Source organism: Rhizobium sp. SL86, from assembly GCF_026672545.1.
Lineage (GTDB): Bacteria > Pseudomonadota > Alphaproteobacteria > Rhizobiales > Rhizobiaceae > Neorhizobium.
Window position 1 is genome coordinate 544,831 of the sequence record NZ_JAPPRJ010000009.1, and the last position, 25,819, is coordinate 570,649.

The following is a 25,819-nucleotide window of genomic DNA, read 5'->3' on the forward strand; positions in this document are numbered from 1 at the left end:
ATTAACCATTCCGGGGCTATTGTTAACGCTGTTCAGCACGCCGCTCGCCCAAGGAAAGTTTTATGGTCTCGCGCATCTTTTCGCCGAAAGTCGGGCTCATCGCCGCCACCTCCATCGCCGCTTTTGCCGCTACGCAGCCTGCCGGCGCCGCCTCGCGCGACAAGGTCTTCTTCGAAAGCGCAGCCGGCGCCTGGAAGGGTCCGGGTGAAATCGTCGCCGGCAAATACAAGGGCACCAAGTTCACCTGCAACCTGATCGGCGAGCCGACCACGGATGGCGATGCCGGAATCAAGCTCGACGGCACCTGCCGCGTCGGCGTCTTTAAGCAGCCGATGAGCGCCGTCATCACCCAGACGGGCAGCACCTACAAGGGCAAGTTCCTCGACGGCGCCGACGGCAAGGGCCTCGACATCGTCTCCGGCGCCGTCAATGGCGACAAGATCGTCGTCGGCATCAACCGGGCGAAGCTGAACGGTGCGATGATCGCCCGCATGCAGGACAACAATGCGCTGAACGTGACGATTTCCGTCAAGGTCGAGGACCAGATGGTGCCGGTGATTGGCCTGGCGCTCACCCGCGACATGGACCAGATGGCGGTCGGTTCGATCAAGCCGTAATCCTACCGCTGACGCCACCAGTCGTTGGTGGCATCCGCCACGACAATGCCCGATCGATCGGCCTGGCTCAGCCAGGCCGTTATCGTTTGGCCCATCACCGGAAGATCCGGGGCGATATCGGCAAGCGGCATCAGCACGAAGCCACGTTCCACCATGCGCGGATGCGGAATGTCGAGCCCCTCCTCGTGCACGGTCTTTTCGCCATAGGTCAGAACGTCGATATCGATCGTGCGCGGCCCCCAGCGCTCGATGCGCACCCGCTTCATGCCGCGCTCGATGTCGAGACAGAGGTCGAGGAGCGCCTTCGGCGAAAGCTCTGTATCGATCAAGGCGCAGGCGTTGAAGAAATCCGCCTGGTCTGTCTTGCCCCAGGGCGGCGTGCGGTAGAGCCGGGATACTGCCACGACGCGACAGTCCGGCCGGCTATCAAAAATCCGTAGCGCCTCGGCCATGGCTTGACGCGGATCGCCCAGATTGCCGCCAAACCCGAGGGCCGCGCGGATCATGCCAGTCTCCTCACGGGCGGTGCTCAACGCGCACCTCCACGTAATCGAGAATGCCGGGGATCGGCACGCTCGGTTTGCGCACGGTAATCGCTGCGCGCCGGATGACCGGGAATCGGGCGCACAGTGCAAGTGCGATATCGTTGGCCAGCGCCTCGATCAGCGCCCGTCTCGTCTTCGTCACCACCTCTTCGATCACACCGAAGGCATGGCCGTAATGCAGGGTGGCGGAGAGATCGTCATCGGTGAGCGCGGCACTCACCGGCACATCGAGCTCAGCGTCGATGAAGAAGCGCTGGCCGAGCACCGATTCTTCCTTCAGCACGCCGTGGCGCGCATAAAAGGCGCAATTTTTCATGGTGATCGTATAGGTTGTCACGAATGTCTCTCCTGCCGCAGGCTGGCGGCGAGCATGGCATCGGCCATCAAAAGCGCGTCCCGATTGGGCGCTATCGCATGAACACGGAAGATATGCGCGCCCTTGATGCGCAACAGCGCCGTCGTGGCAGCCGTTCCCACGTCGCGGTCTGCCGGCACGTCACGCCCGGTAATCGCACCGATGAACCGCTTGCGCGAGGTTCCGGCGAGCAGCGGAAATCCAAGCGCCTGCAGCGCCTCGAAGCGCGCCATCAGCGCCAGATCCTCCTCGCGGTCCTTGGCAAAACCGAAACCGGGGTCGAGCACGATGCGCGCGCGGCCGATGCCGGCCTCGTCCGCGATCTTCAGCGAGGTCGAAAAAAACAGGTCCTGGTCGGCGATCACGTCATCCAGCTTTTCCGCCGCGCGGCCGCGGCCGGTATGCATCATGACGAGCCCGGCGCCGGAGGTCGCCACCACCTCTGCCATCCGCGCATCGTAGCGAAGCCCATAGACGTCGTTGACGATATGGGCACCGGCAGCAACCGCCAGCCGTGCCGTCTCGGCCCGGTAGGTATCGATGGAGATCAGCGCTTCGGTTTGCCGAGAAAGCGCCTCGATCACCGGCAGCACACGGGCCTGTTCCTCTTGCGCCGAGACCGGCTCAGCGCCCGGCCGGGTCGATTCGCCGCCGATATCGAGGATCGATGCCCCCTCTTCGACGCAGGCGAGCGCATGCGCAACGGCAGCCTCCACCCCCGCATGCCGCCCGCCGTCGGAGAAGGAATCGGGCGTGCAGTTGATGATGGCCATCAGATGGCCGTGCGCGCCAAGCGATAGGCTGCGGCCATGGCCAAGCTGCCAAACTGTCTCACCGGCAAGGGTCAAGGAGAAAGGTTCCAATCGATTCTGGTCACGAACATTTTCGCAAGGTTCTGTTGCGATGTTATGCGCTATGCCCCAAGCTCTCGCCAAACTCAATCTCGCAAGGCCCACTATGTCTGCCGTCCGCCCCCGCCAAGCCTTTCTCTGGGCTGCCGTCGCGCTTGTCGTGCTGCCGGGGATACCCTCTGCGAGCCCCCTGATTTCCAAGAGCTATTCCTATTTCACCATTGCCGGACGAACGGCGGAAGATCTCGACAATGAGCTCAGCCGCCGCGGCCCGCTCACCAAGAGCACCGGCTTTCGCCATCCCGGCGCAACCGAGATCAAGTTCGGCGGCGAGATCACCTATCTGGAGACGGATCGGCGCTGTTCGGTCGGCGAGGTCAAGGTTACGCTCTCAACGAAGATCATCCTGCCGCGCTGGAAGAACCGCTCACAGGCGAATGGTTCTCTCGGCGTGATCTGGGACACACTGGCCGCCGACATCAAACGGCACGAGGAACGCCACGCGGAGATCGCCCGCACCTATGCGAGAACGCTGGAAGCCACGCTTCGCGACCTCGCTCCGGCCTCCGACTGCACACAGATGGAAAAACGCGTGTCGGAAACCACACGCCGCATCGTTGATGATCATGACAAGGAACAGCTGCGATTCGATATCATCGAATCGAAGAACTTCGACGCCCGGATGATGCGTCTCCTGAAAAACCGGGCCGGCCTCACGGATTGACACCGATTGCACCGCCCTTCCCTCCACCGAAACGGTGGCTGCCGCACGAAGCTTGCGCGAAACCTGCGCCTCCTACGGTGAATGACCGGTGACTTCTTCCAATAGCAAATGTGATCCGACGCTAATATATTCGAAATCACTGAAGCAGCTCGAGAGACGAGGTCTTCGGTGATCGGGTCGGTTGCCGCATGTGAGGCGGCGCATGCGGCAACGACCAATCCGGTTTCGGCAGCCATTGCCAGGTCCAAGCGTTCGGCACCCAGGTGGTGCGAAAGTCAGTCGAGTGTTGCTCCGGCGTTCTCCCGGCGTGTCTTTGTGCCACAGGTGACTCCTCCCGCGCCTGCAGGCGATACGCCCACCTCAGCCTCGCTCGACGCTCTCATCAGCGCAGCGAGGCTATTTTTTGGCGCAGAGGCAAACAGGAACAGGAGTCAGCCCTGGCGTTCCGGCACGTGGACGACCAGGCCGTCCAGCGCCGGCGTGATTTTGATCTGACAGGAGAGCCGCGACGTCGGGCGGACATCGACGGCGAAATCCAGCATGTCCTCTTCCATCGGCTCCGGTCCGCCGACGATGCCCGTCCAGGCATCGTCGACATAGACATGACAGGTGGCACAGGCACAGGCACCGCCGCATTCGGCATCGATGCCCGGCACGGAATTGCGCACCGCATTCTCCATGACCGTGGAACCCTGTTCCGCGTCGAGGTCAAAGCGGGTGCCGTCGAAGGCAACGATGGTAAGCTTGGTCATGTCTTCATCCTGAAACTGAACAAAAAGCGGCGTCCGTCTTCCGACAAATCGCCGCCTCAGTCAATCTATGGGGATGTCGCGTGCTTTGGCAATCAAGCGCATCTGTCAGGTGCGCCAGAAGGGTTTCACCCGCCGCTCGTCTCTTCAGCGCATCAGCTTCAGGATGAAGTTTTCCGCGTCCAGCACGGCAGCCGCCACGGCTGCACGCAGTGCAGCATCACCCGGCGACGCCTCGAGCTTGCCGGCCGCCGCGGCCACGACGAAGGCACCGACGCCGTTGGCGGCACTTTTCAGCCGATGGGCGCTTGCCGATACACCGTCATTGTCGAACTGCGCGATTTCATGCAGCGCAATACGGGCCTGCCGGGTAAAGAGGTTGAGCACCTCCACCTCAAGCACCTTGTCCCCCATCGTCTGGACGGCAAGATGCACCAGATCGATCGGTCGTGCCTTGGGCGTGTGGGCGCCGCGTGCATTGTCGGGAGCCTCGAACGCGATAGTGGCCGCAGACATGAAATCTATCCCTTGTTCCAACAGGACCCGATGCTGACCGGGCTCCCGTGCCTATTCCGTTAAAATTCGGCACAAACGCGGCGGAATTTCTCCAGCCATGGTTAATTTTCGTTAAACACCTACAGAATCGATGGAATCGCCGCGGATGCCGGTTTAATTTCTGTTAACAAGACGCCCATGCGGTAGAGCCCCCAAGCCTCAGAATTGTGTCGCAGGGCCGAATGTGCCACTACAGTACGACTAAAACCAGTGTGGACATGAGGTCCTGATTGGTGGGAATGCGGGTGTAAGCCTTTATTACGACTGGTTTGTCATGAAGGAGCTCCCCGACTGGAATGACATCGGACAGGAATGCGGCTTGCCGCCTCTGTCCGGTACGGCAGATCGCTGGTCCGTCCGCAGGCGGCATGATGGAACGGCGATCGGTCGAGTGGTGTGTAACGAGGCGTATCCATATGGCGAAGAAACCGCACGGCGAGTCGATCGATGAGACCGCGTTCCAGGCGTTGGAAGACGCGCTGAAGATCGATTTCAGCGACGACCCGCAGCCACGGGCCACGCCAAAGACGCCGAAAGCAACGTCGACTTCTCCTTCCCGCGAGGCCTCAGTGCAAGAGACGCCGGAACAGCGCGGCCAAGCCGCTCCACGACGGACCCGTACGCCCGAGGCTTCCCAGCCACAACGCGCTCAGGCGGCCGAAGCGGTCGCGCCGAAATCTCCTAGCTTCGAACCGGCCAATGACAGTGGTCGCCGGGCAACGACTGCGATCCTTCGTTCGCTCGAAAGCGGCTCGATGCGCTCAGCGCTGCGGAATGCCGGCATCGTGTCGCTGCTGTGGACGATCGGCGGCATAGGCTTCGCCCAGCTTCTCTATGGCGGGCAGATGTGGAGTGTCTCGTCGGTCGCCGAACTCGTGTCCATGCCGGGTGTCGTGGCGATCTTCGTCGGCATCCTCGTCCCCGTCATGCTGTTCTTTGCCTTTGCCATCATGATGGCGAGAGCCCAGGACCTGCGCAATGCGGCGCGTTCCATGGCGGAAGTCGCCCTGCGTCTTGCCGAACCGGAAACGATTGCCACCGACCGTATCATGTCGGTCGGCCAGGCCGTTCGCCGCGAAGTCTCGGCGATGAACGAGGGCATTGAGCGCACGATTGCGCGCGCCACCGAGCTGGAAACGCTGGTCCATTCGGAAGTCAGCGCGCTGGAGCGCAGTTATGCCGACAACGAGCTGCGGGTGCGCGGCCTCGTCCACGAACTGGGATCCGAACGCGACGCGATCGTCAATCATGCCGAACGCATCCGGTCCTCCATCGTCGATGCCCATGACCAGCTGAAGGAAGACCTGTCGCTCGCCACCGAAGAAATCGCGGTTCGCCTTGCGACCTCCGGCGAAGCCTTCGCGTCAATGATCGAGACGCGCTCCGCCACGATCATGGAAAAGTCGAATGCCGCCGGCGAAGCCCTGGGCTCGCTGCTGTCGGCCAAGACGGATTCGCTGATCAAGGCGCTGAACGCGTCCGGGTCTTCGCTCGCCAACGAATTCGACACCCGTCTCGCACAGCTTGGCAGCACGCTCTCCAGCCGCGGCGACGAAATCCTCAAGAGTTTCGAGACCCGCGCCTCGACCCTTGATGCCAGCACCGAAAAGCTCAATGCGGCGCTTGCCGACCGCACGCGTATGCTCAACGAGACGCTGCTCGCCCGCACCCGCGAGATCAACGACACCCTGACGAGCGGTGAACGTACCATCGGTGGAACGCTGGGCACGGTTCTGACCAACCTCAACCGGTCTCTCGAGGAAAAGGGCGCAAGCTTCCGCCAGAGCCTGCAGAGTGCCGCCGACGACACCATCATGGATCTCGATCTGCGCACCGGCATGTTCGAGGAGCGCCTCCAGGGAACGATCGGCCAGCTGAGCGCCACCTTCGACCGTGGCCTCGACGATTTCACCCAAGCCTTCGACAGCCGCGCCGGCAGCCTCGGTTCCAAGCTGACCGAAAGCCTGCAGCGCATCAGTGCCACCGTCAACGGTGGCTCCGATTCGATCGAAGGCATCCTCTCGACGAGCATCGAACGCCTCGGCTCCACCCTGACCGATCATTCGCTGACCCTCGCCACGACGCTCGGCACCAGCCAGGAAGTGCTGGAAGCGACCATGAAACGCGGCAGCAGCCAGATCGACGAGGTTCTGGACAGCCGTACCCGCAAGTTGACCGCCGAACTCGAAGAGCGAAACCGCACCCTCACGGAAGGTCTCGACACGCGCAGCCGCGCTCTCGTCCAGGATTTCGATACACGCTCGCGTGCGCTGATCGACGATCTCGACGACCGCAACATCCAGCTTGCCAGTTCGCTCGCCGCCCAGTCGGCGGTCCTGACGGAAAATGTCGCCTCCGCCCATGAGCGCATCGACGCCGTGATGAGCGAGCAGACACAGGCCTTCACCAGCGCACTCGACCAGAGCCAGTCCCGTTTTGCCGAAACCGTCTCGAACCGCTCCGCAGCGATTGTCGATGCCGTCACCGGCAGTCAGAAGCAGTTCGCCGATGTGCTGGATGCCAAGACCGCGGCCCTTGAAAACGCTGTCGTCGGCGCACCGGAGCGTCTCTCCAGCCTGCTCGACAGCCGCATCGACAGCATGTCGAACGTCCTGTCGCGCGGTCACGACCGGATCGAAACCGATCTCGGTCGCCGCATGAACGAACTCGGCGAGATCGTCGGCGGCGCCGGTGATCGCATCGCAGAAACGTTTGACGATCGCACCATGGCGCTCACCACCACGCTGTCGGTCAGTGAGGATCGCCTGTCGGGTCTCATCGAAACCATGTCCGACACCCTCAGCCGGGGTCAGAAACAGATCGAGGACAATCTCGGTCGCCGCGTGAACGAACTCGGCGAGATCGTCGGCGGCGCCGGAGAGCGCATCGCCGAAACGTTCGACGACCGGACCTTTGCCCTCACCACCACGCTGTCGGTCAATGAGGATCGCCTGTCGAACCTCATCGATACGCGAATCGAGACCATGTCGGAAACGCTGGCAAAGGGCCACGACCGGATCGAAACCGATCTCGGCCGCCGCATGAACGAACTCGGCGAGATCGTCGGTGGCGCCGGCGAGCGCATCGCCGAAACGTTTGACGACCGGACCTTTGCCCTCACCACCACGCTGTCGGTCAATGAGGATCGCCTGTCGAACCTCATCGATACGCGCATCGAGACCATGTCGGAAACGCTCGCAAAGGGCCACGACCGGATCGAAACCGATCTCGGCCGTCGTATGAACGAGCTCGGCGAGATCGTCGGTGGCGCCGGCGACCGGCTTGCCGAGACCTTTGACGACCGCACCATGGCGCTCACCACCACGCTGTCGGTCAATGAGGATCGCCTGTCGAACCTCATCGACAAGCGCATCGAGACCATGTCCGAGACGCTCACAAAGGGTCACGATCGGATCGAAACCGATCTCGGCCGCCGCATGAACGAGCTCGGCGAGATCGTCGGTGGCGCCGGCGACCGGCTTGCCGAAACCTTTGACGACCGGACCATGGCGCTCACCACCACGCTGTCGGTCAATGAGGATCGCCTGTCGAACCTCATCGACACGCGCATCGAGACCATGTCGGAAACGTTGGCGAAGGGCCACGATCGGATCGAGGGCAACCTCGGTCGCCGCATCGATGCGCTCGGCGACATCGTCGGCGGAGCAAGCGAGCGTATTGCCGAGACGCTGGACGACCGGGCCCTCACGCTCTCGACCTCGCTGGCGATCGGCGAGGAACGGCTGGTTTCCGCCCTGGACGACAAGACAAGCTCGATCCTTTCGACCATCGATACCGCCGACAATCGCGTTGCCGAAAGTTTTGCCGCCCATGGCGACGCGCTGCGCGCGACCTATGATCAGAACCAGGAGCGTCTCGGCCGCACGCTTGCGGAACGCAATGCGGAAATCGCACGCACCCTGTCCTTCGGCAGCGAGGTCATCGACCGCAGCGTCGGTTCGGCCGCCGGCCGCATCGAGAATGCCCTGTCCTCCAGCACGCAGCGTTTCGAAAGCAGTCTCGGCGATGGCATTGCGCGCGTCGAAGGCCTGCTCGGCGACGGCGAACGCAAGATCTCGACCGTGGTGTCGTCCGCGCACGAACAGATGGCCGAAACGCTCGATCAGCGCCACGACCAGTTGCGCGCCACCCTGGATGAGCGCCGTCAGATGATTGCCGGCACGCTCGCCGACGCCAATGAGCAGATCAACGACCTGCTCTTCGACCAGGCGACGAACATCGGCACGACGATCGCCACCAGCGCCGGCATGCTGGAATTGTCGCTCGAAAACCAGCAGGACGTGCTGCGCGGTGTCATCGACACGGCCGGTCAGGATCTCGACGCACGTCTGCGCACGACGGCCGGTGATATTGCCGGTCGCCTTGGCGAGGCTGCCCGCGAAATCTCCACCTCGGCCGACACCTTCTCCAGCCGTGTCGAACAGACGGTCGGCGGCGTGTCCTCGACGCTGGACGAAACCGGCCGGCGCATCGAAGGCACGTTTGCCGGCCTGGAAGACCGGATGCGCGTTCAGGTCGAGGCCGTCAGCGGCGTCGTCGATACCGCCGGTCGCACCCTCTCCGAACGCCTGGCCGAACGCGCCAGCGAACTGGAGCGCATCAGCAACACCAGCGTCGGCCGCCTGGCGGAAACCGTCGAGCGTGGCACCTCCGAATTCGAACGCATTTCCGGCGAGGCCAACGAGCGCATCACCGGCGCCTTCGACAGCGGAACCGCCCGTGTCGACGAGCGCCTCACCACCATGGACAAGGCGATCACCATCGGCCTCGACAACGTCTCGCGCACCATCGAGGGCAAGGCGTCTACCCTCGCCTCGTCGCTGCGCGATGCCGTGACGACGGCCGCCCGCGAACTCGACACGGAAGCCATGCGCTCTGCCGAGGAACTGTCGCGGCTCAGCGCCCAGTTCTCGGCGGACGTCGAGGCACGCAATGCCGATTTTGCCCGCGCCCTGGAAGAACGCTCCAGCGAGATCGCCGGTCGCATCGGCGAGACCCAGAACCGGTTGGCCGGACAGGCCGCCGCCGTGGCCCAGGCCTTCTCCGAAGCCGGCAACTCGATCATGCACAAGGTTTCCGAAGCGGAAAACCTGGTCCGCCGGCAGGTCGGCAACATCACCGGTTCGCTCGACGAAGCCGGCCGCGAACTCGATGCGCGTGGCGAAGCCATCCGCACCTCGCTCGCTCAGACGGCAGACAACGTGAACGCCGCCCTGCAGTCCGTCGATCAGTCTCTCGCCGGACACAGCGAGAGCCTGCGCTCCTCGCTGTCGCAGACGGCTGGCGAGATCAACGCCGCCATGGCCGCCGTCGACAAGGCGCTCGAAGCCCGCGGCGAAGCGATCCGCGCAAGCCTCGACAACCGCTCGCGTGACCTCAATTCCATGCTCGCCTCCCGCTCGGCGGAACTGTCGCGCCTGATCGACGAAAAGGCCAAGCCGCTGGTCGACCAGTATGCCGAGACCGGCCGAAGCGCCGCCGAACGGCTGGCATCGGCTGCCGGCGAAAGCACGGAACGGCTGGTGGCCGCAGCCCAGCTCAACGCCCAGCGCCTGCGCCAGGAAAACGGCGCACTGGTCGAAGCGATCACCGCCCGCACCAACGACACGCTCTCGGCGATCAGCGAGCGCACCCAGCAGGCCGCTGGCGCGCTGCGCCATGTCGAGCAGGGTCTGGCCGCCAACGTCAACGATCTCATCACGCGTCTGGAAAACAGCAATACCGGCATTGCGGCGCTCGTGGAAACCGCCGCACGCGAAATCGGCGTCACCATCGACCGCGCAACGGAGCAGCTTTCCGCTGCCGACCAGAAGCTCGATGCGACGGCGAACCGCTTCAGCGAAAAGACCAGCCAGGCCGCAGACATGGTCTCGAGCTCCAGCCGTCTCCTGGAAAACAACGTCGATCGCCTGTCGCACATTTCCGGCCAGACGCTGACGCAGGTCGGCGGCATCGTCGGTCGTTTTGACGAATATACGAAGGTGCTCGATCAGGCGGCGGAGCTTCTCGGGGCTGCGCAGTCCAATCTCGCCAGCACACTCAGCGAACGCCAGGATGCGCTGCGCAACCTCTCCGTCGGCCTCGTCAAGCGGTCGGAAGAGATCGAAGCCAATATGCGCAATCTCTCGGTCGTCGTGGACGGCGCCTTCCGCCAGACGGAAGAGCGCACGATGGAAGTCGGCCAGCGCCTGCGCGCCGATCTGCAGGGCTCGCTCGCCGAAATCGGCCGTGGCCTCAGTGAAACCGAACAGCGCGCCGCAAGAACGGCGGAAGGCATGCGGGCGGCCCTCATGGGTGCCGGCGAGGAGGCAACCCAGTCCATCGAGAGCACCCTCTCCTCGGCGGAAAAGCGCTCGCGCCAGCTCGCAGACAATATCCGCAACGGTATCGCCGGCTCCCTGACCGATGTCGAACGGCTGCTCTCCGATGCCGCCGGCAAGTCGGATCTTGCCGCCGCCCACCTGCGCGATGCGCTGCAGCAGGCCGTCGAGGACGCCATTTCCCGCTTTTCGGGCGCCACCGACGAGATCCGCCGCTCGGCAAACGAGATCCGCCGCGAACTGGACGACACGCGCCAGGAACTGAAGCGCGGCGCCTTCGATCTGCCGGAAGAGGCAAAGGAAAGCGCTGCCGCAATGCGCCGCGCCGTCTCCGAACAGATCAAGGCGCTTCAGGACATTTCGGCGCTTGTCGGAAAGTCCGCGCAGACGCTCGAAATCTCGCAGCCGGCTCCGGCCCGCCCGGCGGCCCAGGTCGCTCCCCAGCCGGCCCCGCAGCCCGCGCCCCAGCCGGCACCCGTCCGCCAGCAGGCGCCGATCGCCCCGGTTGCGGCACCCCGTGCACCGGTTGCCCCGCCGCAGCCCGCCCCCCGCTCAGATGTTGCAGGCAATGGCCTGCGTGGCAGCCTGCCGGCAGAACGCACCGTCGCGGTTCCCCCGCGCCAGCCGGAACCGCCACGTTCGGAAACCGGTGGCTGGATCAGCGATCTCCTGCGCGCAGCCTCGCGTGAGGAGCAGGACGAGGTTCAGCCGGTACGCCAGCAGGCTCCGCGTGCCGCCGAAGCGCAGCCGCGCGCCACTGACCAGCGCAATCCGCGCCACATGGTCGAATCGCTAAACTCGCTCTCCGTCGATATCGCCCGCGCCATCGATCACGATGCCTCGGTCGACCTCTGGCGGCGTTACCAGCGCGGCGAACGCGACGTCTTCACCCGTCGCCTCTACACGCTGAAGGGTCAGCAGACCTTTGACGAGATCCAGCGCAAGTACCAGCGCGAGCCGGAATTCCGCACCGCGGTCGACCGTTACATCGCCGATTTCGAAAAGCTTTTGGCCGACGTCGCCCGTACCGACCGCGACCGCAGCGTCACGCAGAGTTATCTCACCTCGGACACCGGCAAGGTCTACACCATGCTGGCCCACGCTTCCGGTCGCTTCAACTGAGGCGCTGACGGCACACCACCCAGTCTTGCGACGGCCGCCCCAAACGGGCGGCCGTTTGCGTTGGGGGGCACCGTTGGGCTGGGGGCGGCCGTGCGGCACCGGTAGCGACGGTCTCCTGAGGCGGAAAACAGGGAACAGGATGCGCCCACAACACGGGCAGCCAATGGAGGGTATCAGTCGGCCGGCGGATGTCAGCGCATAACGGTCGAAGTCAATCGGGCCTCTTCTACGCCCGCCTAGTGAAGGCCAGCATCCCCGCCGCACCAAGCATCAGTGCGCCTGTCATCCGATTCAGCAGAAGCATCCGCTTCGCGGATGGCTGCAAGGAACGAATAATGCTGCCAGCTAACGCCCATCCCATTGCAGCGATAAATTCCAGGGCGATATAAATCGCCCCCAGCACGATAAGCTGCACCGTGAAGGAGCTTTCGCCGCCCCGTGTGATGAACTGTGGCACGAACGCTGTGAACAACAGGACAGCCTTGGGATTGGTCATGGCAACTAGAAACTCGCGCCGCGCCAAATCGTAGGTTCTCTGCGCACCGCGAGTATCGTCTGCGGACCCGTGATTGCGGGCGATTATCATCGTGACGCTGAGGTGAACAAGGTAAACCACGCCCGCCCATTTGATGATCTGGAACGCAATTTCGGATGTCTCCAAAAGTGCACCGAGGCCCACGATGACGATGGCGATCATGATAACGAAGGCGAGGCATCGCCCGAGGAGAGCGATAGCCGATGGCAGAAAACCTTGCCGACTACCATTGGCAAAAGCGAGAAGGTTGTTCGCGCCCGGGGAGGCTGCTACGACTGCGGCGGCAGGCAGAAAAAGTAGGATTTGAACGAGTGTCATAGCCAAATCCTGCCTCTGCTGATGACGGCGGAAGCGCCTGTCCCTGCGAATCAACAAGACCGCCGCCTCAGAGCGATTTCAGCGTCCAGTCGACAATCTCGGCCCCCACCTTGGCAAAGGCCGTGTTGATCGCCGCCACGAACTGCGCATTCTCCGAACCGCGCACCGGCACGGTCGCCTGGAACACCTTCTGGGCCCTGACGCTGCCATTGCGGTCGTTGAGGATTTTTGCCGAAATCTCGACCCGGGCGACATCCGCCCCGCTGGTGTCAATCTCGAAGGCGCGGATGTCGGTCACCACCTGGTAATCGATCGCGAGCCCCTGCCCCGGCTGGCCGACGCCGCCGAGCTTGCCGGTGTTTTCGAAGGCCTCGACGAGCTTCGACTGCACCATGCGCGGCAGGCTGTCGCCCCATTGCGAATTGGCGAGGTATTGGATCTCGGACGGCGAGACGCGCACCAGCACTTGCGAACTGTCGAGCGACTTCAGGGCGGTTGGCACCGGTACCAGGATCTGCCGGTTGCGGGCGGACGGCCCGTCGGCAATCGGCGACACCGACAGGTCGAAAGTGTCGTTGTTGGCCGCGGTACCGCAGCCGGAAAGGAGTGCCGCGGTCAGCGGCAGCACGAGCAGGATCCGCGGGATCGAACGGTTGTCGAGTTCACTTGCCACGGTCTTGTCCCTCATGGTCGTTATCCTGCCTGGCTTCATCAACGGCGCGTCCTGCCGTCATATTCCTTGACGGTCTCGCCGCCGAAGATCAAGCGCTGCGGGTTTTGGTCGAAATTGGTGATCGTGCGGTTGAGATTGTCCACCGCCTGCCGGGTATCGGTGATCAGCGACTGGACGTCCCTGAGACCGGTGCCGGAGAAGCGGGTCAGGTTGTCGGCAATCGGGCCGATGCGGGCGTTCAGGTTGTCAGCCGTCGCGCGGATCGATTCGAGCGTCTTCTGGGCTTCGGCAAACAGACCTTGGGAATCGGTTCCGCTCACCATGCCGTCAACTTTCGCCAGAATGCCATCGACACGGTTGGAGGCCTGGTTCAGCTTCTGCGCCAGTTCGGTGAAGTTTTCGATCGCCCGGTTGATCTCGTCGCGTTTGGCGGCAACGCCATCGACAACGTCACGCGCCGAGGCGATCGCGCCGCGGGCATCGGCAGAGGCTGCCGTGATATCGGACACGGCGCGGTTCACCTGATCCGGATCGACGGCCGCCAGCAGGCTGTCTGCCCGCTTCAGCACCACCTGCGCATCGGCACTCGCCTGGTTGAAGCCCGAGGCGGCGTCCTTCACCTCGGTCATGATGTCGCCGAGCTGGCCCGTAGCATTGGCGACGTCACCCGACACCTTTTCGGCATTGGAAAGGATATTGTTGACCTTCTGCGCATCCACGGCGCGCACCAGACTGTCGACGGCGCTGAGTGTCGAATCGAGGCGCTCTGACACCGTGTTGAACGTGCCGGAGAGCGACGACAGGCTCTGCAGGAATTCGTCGATCGCGCCGGAATTTTCGCTGAGCGCCGCCGTGAAGGTTTCCGCATGGCGGATCGTCTGCGTCAGCGGCCCGCGCGCATCGGTCACGAACCCCTGGATCTGGCCGATGGCGTCGTCGGCGCGCTGCAGGATCTTGTCGGCGGTCGCCAGAAGGTTGGTGACGCTCGACTGGTCGGCGATCAGCACGGCAGGGCGCCCGGTCTCCTCCGCCTTCCGCAGCAGGTTCTCCTCGCCCGTCTTGCCGCCGGAGAGTTCGATATAGGCGGCCCCCGTCAGGCCCTGCACTTCCAGCACCGCCTTGGTGGACGGATAGACCGGTGCCGTCGTCTGCACCTCGGTAAAGGCGATCGAATAACGCGGATCGTCGGGATCGATCCGCAGGCTCCGGACGGTACCCACCGCAATGCCGTTGAAGCGCACAGCGGATCCCACCGAAAGACCGTTGGCAGAGCCCGGAATGCGGATCGCGAGTTCAGCCGTCGGCCCACCGCGGCCATACTGGGCCATCCAGTAGACGAAGCCGAAGGCGGCAAGAACGACCAGCAGCGTGAAGAAGCCGACAAGGGCGTAATTGGCTTTAGTTTCCATGGCTCTTACTTTCCTGGCGCCGCGCTGTGGGAGGCGTCGTCGGTTACGATTGACCGGGCCCGCTTGCCCCGGAAATAGGATTGAACCCACGCATCATCGCAGGCGAGCATGTCATCGAGCGTGCCCTCGACCAGAACCCGCTTCTGTCCCAGAACCGCGATCCGGTCGCAGACGGAAAACAGGCTGTCGAGGTCGTGCGTCACCATATAGACGGTGAGGCCCAGCGTGTCGCGCAGCCTGGCGATCAGCTGGTCGAATTCGGCAGCGCCGATCGGATCGAGGCCGGAGGTCGGCTCGTCGAGGAAAACGAGATCCGGATCGAGCGCCAGCGCTCGGGCAAGCGCTGCACGCTTGATCATGCCGCCGGAGAGTTCGGACGGATATTTGTCGGCCGCATCGGCGGCAAGCCCCACCATCTCGATCTTGAGATAGGCGAGTTCGTCCATCAGCGACTGCGGCAGGTCGAGATATTCGCGCATCGGCACCTGGATGTTTTCCTTCACCGTCAGCGAGGAGAACAACGCGCCGTGCTGGAAGAGCACCCCCATGCGCATGTCGAGCGACATGCGCGACTGATCGTCGGCATTTTCGTAATCGATTCCCAGGATGCGGATGGATCCGGAACGGTGCGGCACAAGCCGCAGCACGGTGCGCATCAGCACCGACTTGCCGGTTCCCGACGCCCCTACAAAGCCGAGAATCTCGCCGCGATAGATATCGAGATCGAGATGCTCAAGCACCGTCTTCGATCCGAAGGCGACCGTCAGATCACGCACGGACAGGACCACCCGGTCATCGTCGGGATGGTTCTTCTCGGCAGTATCGGTCTCAACAACGGCCATGAGGCTCCTAGAAATCAATTGCGGAATAGAAAATTGCAAACAAGGCATCCATGAGGATGACAACGAAAATGGCTTTCACCACGGAGGAGGTGACATGCTGCCCGAGCGATTCGGCACTGCCGCCCACCTTCATGCCTTCGACCGCCGACACAATGCCGATGGCAAGCGCCATAAACGGCGCCTTGATCATGCCGGCCGCGACGGAGGTGTAATCCACCGCCTCGTGCAGGCGTGTGACGAAGGTGTCGAAGGTGATGCCCGAATAGGCCCAGGCAACGATGGCGGCACCATACAATGCCGCGAAATTGGCGATGATCGTCAGAAGCGGCAGCGCGATCGTCAGCGCCACCAGCCGCGGAAACACCAGAACGCCGATCGGGTTCAGCCCGATCACCGTCAGCGCGTCGATCTCCTCGCGCATCTTCATCGAGCCGATCTCGGCGGTGATGGCACTGCCGGAACGTCCCGCGATCATGATGGCGGTCAAAAGCACGCCGATTTCACGCAACTGCAGAATGCCGACGAGATCGACCACGAAAAGTTCGGCGCCGAAATAACGCAGCTGGAAAGCCCCCTGCTGTGCAATGATCGCACCGATCAGGAAGGACATCAAAACGATGATCGGCACGGCGCGCACGCCCATGCGGTCGATATGCGTGACGACGGAAGCCGGCGACACACCGGATCCGCGGCCGAGTTTCACCTGCGCACCGGCAACCGCCGAGCCGAGGATATGCATGCCGGCCACCGCGTCATCGGCAAGGCTGACGATCACCTTGCCGGCCGGCTCAAAGATCTTCTGGAAGAGGGAGCGGTCGTCCTGCGGCTCAGTCGGGCCTTTTGGCTCGTGTTCGGGCAAAGCATCGATCAGCGCGGACAGCGTTTCCGTGGCGCCGGTCAGTTCCACGTCGCGGCCTGAGGCCTGCTGGCGCAGGATCATCCGGCGAATGAGCCAGGCACCGGAGGTATCGACCATGCCGACACCGGAGGCATCGACCACCAGCCGCCCCTCGACATGGCTTTTCTCGAAACGGGTCAGCTCGGAAACGACAGGACCGATGCCGCGATTGCGCCAGTCGCCGGAGAGCACAATCCGTTCCGCGCCATCGGCAGCCGTTGCCATCTCGATTGTCGCGGGCCGTTCATCGGCCGCCTTACGCTTCGCACTCATGTCATGTCCGAACACACGGTTGAACCTTCCGGTCAGACCGGCAATATAAACACCCATTGCCGAATTGCCATGCGCCGCCCAAGGATTTCCATGCCCCGTCACCTCAAAGTCACAACCGAAATCTTCCCGATTGCCGGCGTCTTCACCATTTCGCGCGGCGCAAAGACCGAAGCCCGTGTGGTGACCTGCACGATCGAGGAGAACGGTTTTGTCGGTCGCGGCGAATGTGTGCCCTATGCGCGTTATGGCGAAACGATCGAGGGGGTAACGGATGCCATCCTCGCCCTTTCGGAGAGGATCGAAGGCGGGCTCGAGCGGGCATCCCTGCAGCAGGTCATGCCGCCGGGCGCTGCCCGCAATGCCGTGGATTGTGCGCTTTGGGATCTCGAGGCAAAAACGAGCGGTAGGCGGGTTGCCGCCTTGATCGCCCCCGGTGCCGTACCGCTCGTCACGGCCTATACGATTTCGCTGGCAGCACCCGAGGTAATGGCCGAACACGCCGCAAAAAACGCCCATCGCCCGCTCCTGAAGGTCAAGGTCGGTACGCCGGACGACAGCGCCCATATCCGCGCCGTCCGGGCGGCAGCGCCAAACGCCGCCATCATTCTCGATGCCAACGAGGGCTGGAGCGACGAGACGATCGAGCGGCATCTGGCGGTCGCAGCAGAAGCCGGTATCGCGCTCATCGAACAGCCGCTTCCCGCCGGCCAGGATGCGATCCTGGCAAACATCCACCGGCCCGTCCCCGTCTGCGCCGACGAGAGCGTGCATGCGACCAGCGATCTGAAAAACCTCCGGGACCGTTACGACGCCGTCAACATCAAGCTCGACAAGACCGGCGGCCTCACCGAGGCGCTCGCCATGAAACAGGAGGCCGAGAGGTTCGGTTTTTCGGTGATGGTGGGCTGCATGCTGGCGAGTTCGCTTGCCATGGCACCCGCCGTGCTTCTGGCGCAAGGGGCAGCCTTTGCCGATCTCGACGGGCCGCTGCTCTTGAAGACCGACCGGGACCCCGCCCTGCGTTACGACGGATCGCTGGTCTTCCCGCCGGAGCCTGCGCTCTGGGGCTGAGCGCGCGCCGCCACCCAACAGATCAGAAGACCGATGCCGGCAAGCAGCGACATCGCATAATAACTCTCCTGCCCGAACGACCGGTACAGCACACCGGACAGGACGGTGGAGATCGCCAGGAACAAGCCGCTGTAGAAAAAATAGGTGCCCTGCACCGAGGATTCGCGGCTCTCATGCACCAGCTCGACGATCTTCTGCTGCATGCCGAAATGCAGGAAGGCAAAGGTGAAGGCGTGGCTGCACTGCAGCAGTAGCGCCGGCAGGAAATCGAGCGGCTGCACGAACAGCGCCCAGCGGATGACCGCCATCACCCCGCCGAACAACATCAGCGCAATCGGCGAAAAACGGCGCGCGACATGGCCGGCGAGAAAAAAGAACAGGATCTCCGCCACCACGCCGGCCGCCCACAACAGACCGATCTGCGAGCCGCTGAACCCGAGCGTCTGCCAGTGGATACCGGAAAAACCGTAATACATGCCGTGGGTTGACTGGACGAGCGTGCAGCCGATCATCAGAAGCAACAGCCCGCCGGTGACCGAACCGGAAGGCATCAGCGCGCCACTCCCCGCACCCACCGTTTTCGCCGCCCGCCCGAGGCGCGGCACGATGAGGGCCGCACCAAGCGTGAACAGAAAGGCAAGCGCTGCCGCCACCGGAACGATCGAGCCGGAAAAGCGCGAGACCGCCTCGCCCGCAACAAGCGTCGTGACGACGAAACCGATCGAACCCCAGACGCGGATCGAACCATAACGAAAACCCCAGCGCCTCACGCCCATGACGGTGATCGATTCCAGCACCGGCGTGAACGGCGCAAAGGCCGCCCCCTGCAGGGCAAACAGCACCAGCACCGGCCAGAACCCCTCGACCTTCGTCAGCGCAAGCGCGGTTGCAATGGAAAGACCGGCGGACAACAGCAGCACCCGCGCCCGCTCCGCCATCCGGTCCGCCCAGAAGCCGAACACCGGCCCCGCCAGGATACGCAAGAGGATCGGCAAGGACAGGATCACCCCGATCTCCACATCGCTGAAGGCAAGCGATTTCAGCCAGACGGGAAAGAACGGCAGAAGAATGCCGTTGACGCCGAGCGCTGCCGCATAGGCCAGCGAACAGCGCAGCGCAAACCAGGCAGGAACCGGCAGGTGAGAGGAAGGCTGGGCCACGAGGGCTCCGGAATCAGATGACGGATGCGAAAGAGGTTGTCCTCATACACGCAAACCGGGCGGCTGGCCATGGCGGATGACCGGACGCTGGAAGTCAGGAACGGCGGATTGGCGCCGTCATTTCGGACGTAGGCGCGGCAACGGGCGCCCTGGACAAGCGGACATCTGTTCAGCTTGCGGGGTGATACTTTCGCGCCGAGAGCGGTCATCATTTCGGTCATTGCCGTCGCGGAGACTTGCGCAGGATCAACGCACGTGCGGAGGTAATCATGTCCTCTGTCGGGAGACCAACGGGAGGGGTTGAACGATCGTGGCTGTTCCGCAAAACAAGGACGAGTTGCTGAAAGCAATAAACGAAAATTTCGGTAAGCTGATAAAAGACCTGCGTGCGATCCCGTTGGCGATCGTCGATGAATGCAGCCTAGAGGGCCACGCCAAGGGCACTATGATGAGCGTGGCGAACCTTGCCGCCTACCTTTTGGGATGGAACGAGTTGGTGCTGAAATGGCTCGATCGATACGCAGCCGGTGAGCCAATCGATTTCCCTGAAAGCGGCTTTAAATGGAATGAACTTGGCCGCCTCGCTCAGAAATTCTATCGCGATTATGAAGCGATCTCCTATTCGCAGCTCCTTGATCGACTGGAAACCGCCAATCGCCGGATCATCGCGGAGATCGAGGCCCGCAACAACGACGATCTCTATGAACGCCCCTGGTATGAAGGGAAATGGACGATGGGGCGCATGATTCAGTTCAACACGTCATCGCCCTATGCGAATGCGCGCGGCCGTCTGCGCAAGTGGATGAAGGCTAGGGGCGTTTAACTCTGTCCGACGCCGGAAGCTGCCCGTATCAAAACCAACAAATAACGCCGTTCGCCAGTCGCGAAAGTCGGAAAGAGCGTCCGATTTTTCCGAGTATCGTTGTCCGCTCTCGCTATTCGGCACCCGCTATCGGACTATCCCCTCACGGCCCCACATCGGCCATCAACGACGCACGCAAAAACGCAGCCGCTGCACTCCGCGCAGCCGAGACGCCATGCCTCATTCGCGCGTCGGCCGAACAGGCGGCCGCGATACGACGGTTTACGCTGCCTGCACCTTGCCGACCGGCGTGCTGGGTGCCGGAAGCGCCATGATTTCGGCGCTCTGGCTGATCTTCTGCCAGGAAATCAGTTCGAATGTGCCGTCCATGTGCTCGGCGATCGCCGTGCAGCTTTCCACCCAGTCGCCGGTGTTGATGTAGCGGATCCCTTCGATATCCTCCATCACCGCATGGTGGATATGGCCGCAGATGACGCCGTCGACATTGTTGCGGCGCGCCTCTTCGGCGACCACCTTCTGGAATTCGCCGATGAAGTTGACGGCCTGTTTGACCTGCAGCTTGGCCCAGGCGGAAAACGACCAGTACGGCAGGTGAAGCCGCCGGCGCACCGCCGCCAGCACCACGTTGATGGCAATCGCCGCGTCATAGGCCCAGTCGCCGAGATAAGCGAGAAGGCGGATGTTGCGCACCACGACGTCGAATTCGTCGCCATGCAGCACGAGATATTTCTTGCCGTCGGCCGCCTCGTGGATCATCCGCTCCGCCACCTCGATCCCACCGAAATGCACGCCCGGGAAGGAGCGCAGGAACTCGTCGTGATTGCCGGGGATATAAACGATGCGGGCGCCCTTGCGCGCCTTGCGCAGAAGCTTCTGCACCACGTCGTTGCAGCCCTGCGGCCAGTACCAGCTGCGCTTCAGGCGCCAGCCATCGACGATGTCGCCAACGAGAATGATCGTATCGGCCTCGTGATACCGCAGGAAATCCAGGAGGAAATCCGTCCGGGCCGCTTTCGAGCCCAGATGAACGTCGGAGATGAAGAGAGTCCGAAAATGCCTCGTTTCCACTGCGTCTGTCACGTCCGTCGCCCTTTCGCCGTACCGCCCCTCACGTTCTGAAAAACAGACTCGTTTATCAGGAAGATGACAGCCGGCCCTGATAGGGAACTTTCGGCGGAGGCCGGGAGGAGAATCGCGCAGCTTTTGGAGGATGATCCTGTCGGGATCGTCGAAATCCCTGCTGTTCCTCCGGCCGGTTTGATGTATGACACGGCAAAACAAAAAGATCTGAAAGGAGATGGCGATGGGCGAAAACGCGAACGGTTCTTCGGACAAACAGGCACCGAAGGCGGATCTCGACGAGCAGGCGCTGTTTTTCCACCGTTATCCGCGGCCCGGCAAGCTGGAGATCGTGGCGACCAAACCGCTCGGCAACCAGCGGGACCTGGCGCTTGCCTATTCTCCGGGTGTTGCCGCCCCCTGCCTTGCCATCCGCGACAATCCGGAAACGGCCGCCGATTACACCGCGCGCGCCAATCTGGTCGCGGTCATCTCCAACGGCACGGCCGTTCTCGGCCTCGGCAATATCGGCCCGCTGGCCTCCAAGCCGGTGATGGAAGGCAAGGCCGTCCTCTTCAAGAAATTCGCCGCCATCGATGTCTTCGATATCGAGATCGATGCCGAATCCGTCGACTCGATGGTTTCGACGATTTCGGCGCTCGAACCCACCTTCGGCGGCATCAACCTCGAAGACATCAAGGCGCCGGAATGTTTCGAGGTGGAGCGCCAGCTTCGCGAAAAGATGAACATTCCGGTCTTCCACGACGACCAGCACGGCACGGCGATCATCGTCGCCGCCGCGATCCTGAACGGCCTGGAACTCGCCGGCAAAAAGATCGAGGACGTCAAGATCGTCACCTCCGGTGCCGGTGCCGCAGCGCTCGCCTGCCTCAACCTTCTTGTCTCCCTCGGTGCCAAGCGCGAAAACATCTGGGTGCATGACATCGAGGGCCTCGTTTATGACGGCCGCAACGTACTGATGGACCCGTGGAAGGAAATCTACGCCCAGAAGAGCGAGAAACGGGTGCTGGCCGAATCGATCGGCGGCGCCGATGTTTTCCTCGGCCTGTCGGCCGCCGGTGTCCTGAAGCCGGAACTCCTGGAACAGATGGCGGAAAAGCCGCTGATCATGGCGCTCGCCAACCCGACGCCGGAAATCATGCCGGAACTGGCACGCGCCGCCCGCCCCGACGCGATGATCTGCACCGGCCGTTCGGATTTCCCCAACCAGGTCAACAACGTCCTCTGCTTCCCCTACATCTTCCGCGGCGCACTCGATTGTGGTGCGACGACGATCAACGAAGAAATGAAGATGGCGGCGGTCAAGGCGATCGCCGGTCTCGCCCGCGAGGAAATCTCCGACGTTGCCGCGCGTGCCTATGCCGACGAAACGCCGGTCTTCGGGCCGAATTACCTGATCCCCTCGCCGTTCGATCCGCGCCTCATCCTGCGCATTGCGCCGGCGGTGGCCAAGGCTGCCGCCGAGACCGGCGTTGCCTCGCGCCCGATCACCGATTTCGAACAGTATCTCGACCAGCTGAACCGTTTCGTCTGGCGCTCTGGCTTCGTCATGAAGCCGATCTTCACCAGCGCCAAACAGGCGGAAAAGAAGCGGGTGATCTTTGCCGAAGGCGAAGATGAACGTGTGCTGCGCGCCGCCCAGGTGCTGCTGGAAGAAAAGACCGGCGTGCCGATCCTCATCGGCCGTCCCTCGGTCATCGATGCCCGTCTCAAGCGTTTCGGCATCCGCCTACGGCCCAACGAGGATTTCGCCGTCGTCAACCCGGAAGACGATCCGCGTTACCGCGATTACGTCGACGAGTATTTCGCGCTTGTCGGCCGTCTCGGCATCAATCCGGAAGCCGCCCGCACCATCGTGCGCACCAACTCCACGGTGATTGCGGCACTTGCCGTCAAGCGCGGTGATGCGGATGCGATGATCTGCGGCGTGGAAGGCCGTTTCGACCGCCACCTGAAGGATGTCGGCCAGATCATCGGCAAACGCCCGGGCGTCAAGGCCTTCTCCGGCTTGAGCCTGCTGATCACCCAGAAGGGCCCGGTCTTCTTTACCGACACCTTCGTCAACGACAATCCGACCTATGAAGAGATCGCCGAGATCGCCGCTCTCGCCGCCCAGGAAATCCGCCGTTTCGGCATCACGCCGAAGGCCGCGCTGATTTCGCATTCGAATTTCGGCTCCCGCAATTCGGACAGCGCCCGCAAGATGCGCGCGGCCCTCGAACTCATCCGCCAGCGCGCGCCCGAACTGGAGGTGGATGGCGAAATGCAGGCAGGCTCGGCGCTCTCCGAGGCGCTGCGCAAACGCGCCATGCCGAACAGCAGCCTGTCCGGCGAAGCGAACCTGCTGGTCTTCCCGAACCTCGATTCGGCCAACATCTCGCTCGGCATCGTGCGCACGATGATGGACGCCCTGCATGTCGGCCCGATCCTGCTCGGCGCGGCCCAGCCGGCGCATATCCTGTCGACCTCGGTCACCTCGCGCGGCGTCGTCAACATGGCGGCCCTTGCCGTTGTCGAAGCCTCGCACAGCGATTTTGCGACCATGCCGGCCTAAGGCGAAGGCCTGGCTGGAACGGATGGCGCCTTATCACATTGTGAACCCGGAGGACGTATCCTCCGGGTCAGACATCTGAAAGACGAGAGCCTTTCATGCCGGTAAAACCGTTCCTTTCCGCCCTCCTCCTGTTCGTGCCGGCAACCGCCATGGCCGCCAGCGATGTCGCGGCCAATGCCGAACGCTGCATGGCGCTTGGCCGCGAAATTGCAGGGACAACGCAGGTGATTGGCGATACGGACGTTGCGCGCAGTTATGCGGACGTCCTGTCCCAGCAGGCGCAGGAAATCCGCAAGATCCGCCGGGAAATGTCCCGCATGCGCTGCAGTTCCGGCAGCATCGTCGAGATCGGCGCCCCCGCAGACGTCTGCGAGGATTTCCAGGCGACGCTATCGGCCATGGAAGACAACCGCCGCGCCATCATCGAACAAAGACAGACATCCATGAAGGTGGTGAATTCGCTCGGCCGTGACGAGGCGGCCCTTCGCGAGGAGATGCGCCTCCTGCGGTGCGGCGAGATCGACTACGCGACCATTCCCGCCTCGATCGCGCCGGATGGAAGCCTGCGCCCCAGCACCAGCCTGCCCCCTGCCCAGTCGATCATCGAGTTTAAGCCGAAACAGCAGGAAGCGCGACGTGATCCGACACCAGCCGTGCCGGAGCGCGAGTGGAAGCCCGACCGTCCGGTGCGTATGGTCGGCCCACAATTCTTTCCCGATCAGAGCCGCATCGATCTCGCCAATCCCGCAACGCCGGGCGCACAACCGCAGCAGTAGGCCTGTCCGTTACTCCGACGCCTTCGCATCGCCCCAACGCCCCTCGAAGACGAGATCCTCGAGCGGCAGGCGCTGGCGCCAGCCCTTGATGGCAAGTTCCGGCTCGACATAAAGATCGCCGACATAACCGAGGCAGAGCCAGGCGACGATTTCCACCCGTTGCGGAATGCCCAGCAGCGCCCGCACATCCTCGTCGCGGAAAATGCTGACCCAGCCGACACCGACCCCTTCTGCCCGCGCCGCAAGCCAGAGATTCTGTACGGCACAGACTGTGGAATAAAGATCCATCTTCGGATTGTGCGTGCGCCCCAGCACCACGGGCCCGGCGCGATCGGGATCCGAGGTGACGACGATCGAAAGCGGCGCCTTGAGGAGGCCTTCTAGCTTCAAGTTGCGGTAAAGCGCCTGCTGTTCGCCGGCAAACATCGCCGCCGCCTCGTCATTGGCACGCTGGAAGGCCGCATGGGCTTTGGCCTTCGTCTCCCCATCGCGGATGAGGATGAAGCTCCAGGGCTGCATGAAGCCCACCGACGGCGCCGCATGCGCCGCCTGAAGCAGCCGCAACACCAGATCCTCCGGCAGCGGATCGGGCAGAAACTGGTCACGCACATCGCGCCGCGTATGGATCGCCCGATAGACCGCCTCGCGCGCGGCAGGCGCGAACGGACCGGCGGGCATCAGCGCCTCGCCTTTGGAAGTATCACAGGGACTGTTCATGGCTGGACCGGCGCATACCGCACATAGGCGAAGGCGGAACCGTCCGGCGCCCAGTTCGGCGAATTCATCGTGCCCTGGCCGCCAAACAGCTCGAACAATGTCTCGACGTTTGCGCCGTCCGGATCCATCATCCGGATGCGCACGTCGAGATCGCGCGGATGGTCGAACACGTCACCGTCATAGGACAGGAAAACCACCTTGCGGCCATCCGGTGAGGGATGGGGAAACCAGTCGCCGTAAGGACTGTCGGTGATACGCTCGGCCTCACCACCGTCAGCCGGCACACGCCAGATCTGCATGCGCCCGCTCCGGCTGGAATTGAAATAGATCCAGCGGCCATCGGCAGAATAGTCCGGTCCGTCATTGCGACCCTCGCCCTGCGTCAGGCGGCGCTCGTCGGTCCCGTCCGTGCGGATCGTGTAGATGTCGAAAACATCGTTGCGGATGCCGCAATAGGCAAAATGCGCCCCGTCCGGCGACCATCCGTGCCAGTAGGACGGCAGGTCGCGTGTCACCAGTGTCGGTACGCCGCCGGCAACCGGCAGGATGTAGATCGCCGACTTGCCGAATTCAGACTTGTCGGAAACCGCGATGAACCGGCCATCCGGTGCAATGCCGTGGTCGTTGTTGCACTGGATGGCAAAACCGGTGTCGATCCGTTCGGGAGCCATGCGTCCATCAACGGGCAAACGATACATCCGGCCCTCGCTGTTCAGCATCAGCCAGTTGCCTTTCGGCGACCAGTTCGGCGCTTCGAAAAGGGCCTCGCTCTGCCAGACAATGCGCGAGGACCGGGTCTTCAGGTCGTAGATCTCGATCGAACTGCGCATG

At 63.1% G+C, this 25,819-nt stretch carries 21 protein-coding genes; 7 read left to right on the forward strand and 14 right to left on the reverse strand.

The window, feature by feature from the left end:
• Positions 1-62 precede the first annotated feature (62 nt).
• The gene (locus tag OU993_RS25905; RefSeq protein ID WP_268161797.1) at positions 63-617 is read left to right on the forward strand and encodes a hypothetical protein; all 555 of its coding nucleotides are present in this window, start codon (positions 63-65) and stop codon (positions 615-617) included.
• Positions 618-619: 2 nt separating this feature from the next.
• Here the strand turns inward: OU993_RS25905 and folK are convergent, their stop codons facing one another.
• From folK to folP, 3 genes are read right to left on the reverse strand one after another with little or no spacing between them, the layout of a single operon-like run.
• The gene (gene folK, locus OU993_RS25910; RefSeq protein WP_268161799.1) at positions 620-1,123 is read right to left on the reverse strand and encodes a 2-amino-4-hydroxy-6-hydroxymethyldihydropteridine diphosphokinase; all 504 of its coding nucleotides are present in this window, start codon (positions 1,121-1,123) and stop codon (positions 620-622) included.
• Between the two features lie 10 nt (positions 1,124-1,133).
• Complete coding sequence (folB, locus tag OU993_RS25915; protein WP_268161801.1) at positions 1,134-1,499, reverse strand: dihydroneopterin aldolase; 366 nt, start codon at positions 1,497-1,499, stop codon at positions 1,134-1,136.
• A complete protein-coding gene (folP, locus tag OU993_RS25920; protein ID WP_268161803.1) occupies positions 1,496-2,365 on the reverse strand; it encodes a dihydropteroate synthase in 870 nt (289 codons plus the stop codon). The genes folB and folP overlap by 4 nt, the downstream gene beginning before the upstream one ends.
• Before the next feature lie 109 nt (positions 2,366-2,474).
• On the opposite strand from folP, the gene OU993_RS25925 reads away from it, so the two are divergent.
• Positions 2,475-3,092: a DUF922 domain-containing Zn-dependent protease gene (locus OU993_RS25925; RefSeq protein WP_268161805.1), complete on the forward strand. Its 618-nt coding sequence runs from the start codon at positions 2,475-2,477 to the stop codon at positions 3,090-3,092.
• Between the two features lie 431 nt (positions 3,093-3,523).
• Here the strand turns inward: OU993_RS25925 and OU993_RS25930 are convergent, their stop codons facing one another.
• Together OU993_RS25930 and OU993_RS25935 are read right to left on the reverse strand one after the other, a co-directional pair.
• Entirely contained in the window at positions 3,524-3,844 is a 321-nt protein-coding gene (locus tag OU993_RS25930) for a 2Fe-2S iron-sulfur cluster-binding protein (protein ID WP_268161807.1), read from the reverse strand.
• Positions 3,845-3,988: 144 nt separating this feature from the next.
• Positions 3,989-4,357: an Hpt domain-containing protein gene (locus tag OU993_RS25935; RefSeq protein ID WP_268161809.1), complete on the reverse strand. Its 369-nt coding sequence runs from the start codon at positions 4,355-4,357 to the stop codon at positions 3,989-3,991.
• A gap of 455 nt (positions 4,358-4,812) precedes the next feature.
• On the opposite strand from OU993_RS25935, the gene OU993_RS25940 reads away from it, so the two are divergent.
• Positions 4,813-11,859 carry a hypothetical protein gene (locus OU993_RS25940; protein WP_268161811.1) on the forward strand — a complete coding sequence of 2,349 codons (7,047 nt, stop codon included), beginning with the start codon at positions 4,813-4,815 and terminating at the stop codon, positions 11,857-11,859.
• 226 nt (positions 11,860-12,085) lie between these two features.
• On the opposite strand, the gene OU993_RS25945 is transcribed toward OU993_RS25940, so the two are convergent.
• The 5 genes from OU993_RS25945 to OU993_RS25965 form a co-directional block, all read right to left on the reverse strand.
• A complete protein-coding gene (locus OU993_RS25945; RefSeq protein ID WP_268161813.1) occupies positions 12,086-12,712 on the reverse strand; it encodes a LysE family translocator in 627 nt (208 codons plus the stop codon).
• A 67-nt stretch (positions 12,713-12,779) separates the two neighbouring features.
• A complete protein-coding gene (locus OU993_RS25950) occupies positions 12,780-13,400 on the reverse strand; it encodes an ABC-type transport auxiliary lipoprotein family protein (RefSeq protein ID WP_268161815.1) in 621 nt (206 codons plus the stop codon).
• 23 nt (positions 13,401-13,423) lie between these two features.
• A complete protein-coding gene (locus tag OU993_RS25955; protein WP_268161817.1) occupies positions 13,424-14,794 on the reverse strand; it encodes an MlaD family protein in 1,371 nt (456 codons plus the stop codon).
• Positions 14,795-14,799: 5 nt separating this feature from the next.
• Positions 14,800-15,636 carry an ABC transporter ATP-binding protein gene (locus tag OU993_RS25960; RefSeq protein WP_268161819.1) on the reverse strand — a complete coding sequence of 279 codons (837 nt, stop codon included), beginning with the start codon at positions 15,634-15,636 and terminating at the stop codon, positions 14,800-14,802.
• A 7-nt stretch (positions 15,637-15,643) separates the two neighbouring features.
• A complete protein-coding gene (locus OU993_RS25965; RefSeq protein WP_442793041.1) occupies positions 15,644-16,807 on the reverse strand; it encodes an ABC transporter permease in 1,164 nt (387 codons plus the stop codon).
• Between the two features lie 90 nt (positions 16,808-16,897).
• Between OU993_RS25965 and dgcA the strand changes: the two genes are divergently transcribed.
• On the forward strand, positions 16,898-17,878 hold the full coding sequence (dgcA, locus tag OU993_RS25970; protein WP_268161824.1) for an N-acetyl-D-Glu racemase DgcA: 981 nt from the start codon (positions 16,898-16,900) through the stop codon (positions 17,876-17,878).
• Here the strand turns inward: dgcA and OU993_RS25975 are convergent.
• Positions 17,830-19,038, reverse strand: coding sequence for an MFS transporter (locus OU993_RS25975; RefSeq protein ID WP_268161828.1), 1,209 nt, complete (start codon positions 19,036-19,038; stop codon positions 17,830-17,832). The genes dgcA and OU993_RS25975 overlap by 49 nt on opposite strands.
• A 310-nt stretch (positions 19,039-19,348) precedes the next feature.
• Here OU993_RS25975 and OU993_RS25980 point away from each other — a divergent pair, with 310 nt between their 5' ends.
• Positions 19,349-19,861 carry a ClbS/DfsB family four-helix bundle protein gene (locus tag OU993_RS25980; protein ID WP_268161830.1) on the forward strand — a complete coding sequence of 171 codons (513 nt, stop codon included), beginning with the start codon at positions 19,349-19,351 and terminating at the stop codon, positions 19,859-19,861.
• Between the two features lie 261 nt (positions 19,862-20,122).
• On the opposite strand, the gene OU993_RS25985 is transcribed toward OU993_RS25980, so the two are convergent.
• Positions 20,123-20,941: a UDP-2,3-diacylglucosamine diphosphatase gene (locus tag OU993_RS25985; protein WP_268161833.1), complete on the reverse strand. Its 819-nt coding sequence runs from the start codon at positions 20,939-20,941 to the stop codon at positions 20,123-20,125.
• Positions 20,942-21,164: 223 nt separating this feature from the next.
• Here OU993_RS25985 and OU993_RS25990 point away from each other — a divergent pair, with 223 nt between their 5' ends.
• Positions 21,165-23,495 (forward strand): NADP-dependent malic enzyme, encoded by a 2,331-nt coding sequence (locus OU993_RS25990; RefSeq protein ID WP_268161835.1) that lies wholly within the window; start codon positions 21,165-21,167, stop codon positions 23,493-23,495.
• 95 nt (positions 23,496-23,590) lie between these two features.
• Positions 23,591-24,271, forward strand: coding sequence for a hypothetical protein (locus tag OU993_RS25995; RefSeq protein ID WP_268161837.1), 681 nt, complete (start codon positions 23,591-23,593; stop codon positions 24,269-24,271).
• 9 nt (positions 24,272-24,280) lie between these two features.
• Here the strand turns inward: OU993_RS25995 and bluB are convergent, their stop codons facing one another.
• Together bluB and OU993_RS26005 are read right to left on the reverse strand one after the other, a co-directional pair.
• The gene (gene bluB, locus OU993_RS26000; protein WP_442793042.1) at positions 24,281-24,988 is read right to left on the reverse strand and encodes a 5,6-dimethylbenzimidazole synthase; all 708 of its coding nucleotides are present in this window, start codon (positions 24,986-24,988) and stop codon (positions 24,281-24,283) included.
• Complete coding sequence (locus tag OU993_RS26005; RefSeq protein ID WP_268161841.1) at positions 24,985-25,818, reverse strand: TolB family protein; 834 nt, start codon at positions 25,816-25,818, stop codon at positions 24,985-24,987. Before OU993_RS26005 ends, bluB begins: the two co-directional genes overlap by 4 nt.
• Between the last annotated feature and the right edge of the window lies 1 nt (position 25,819).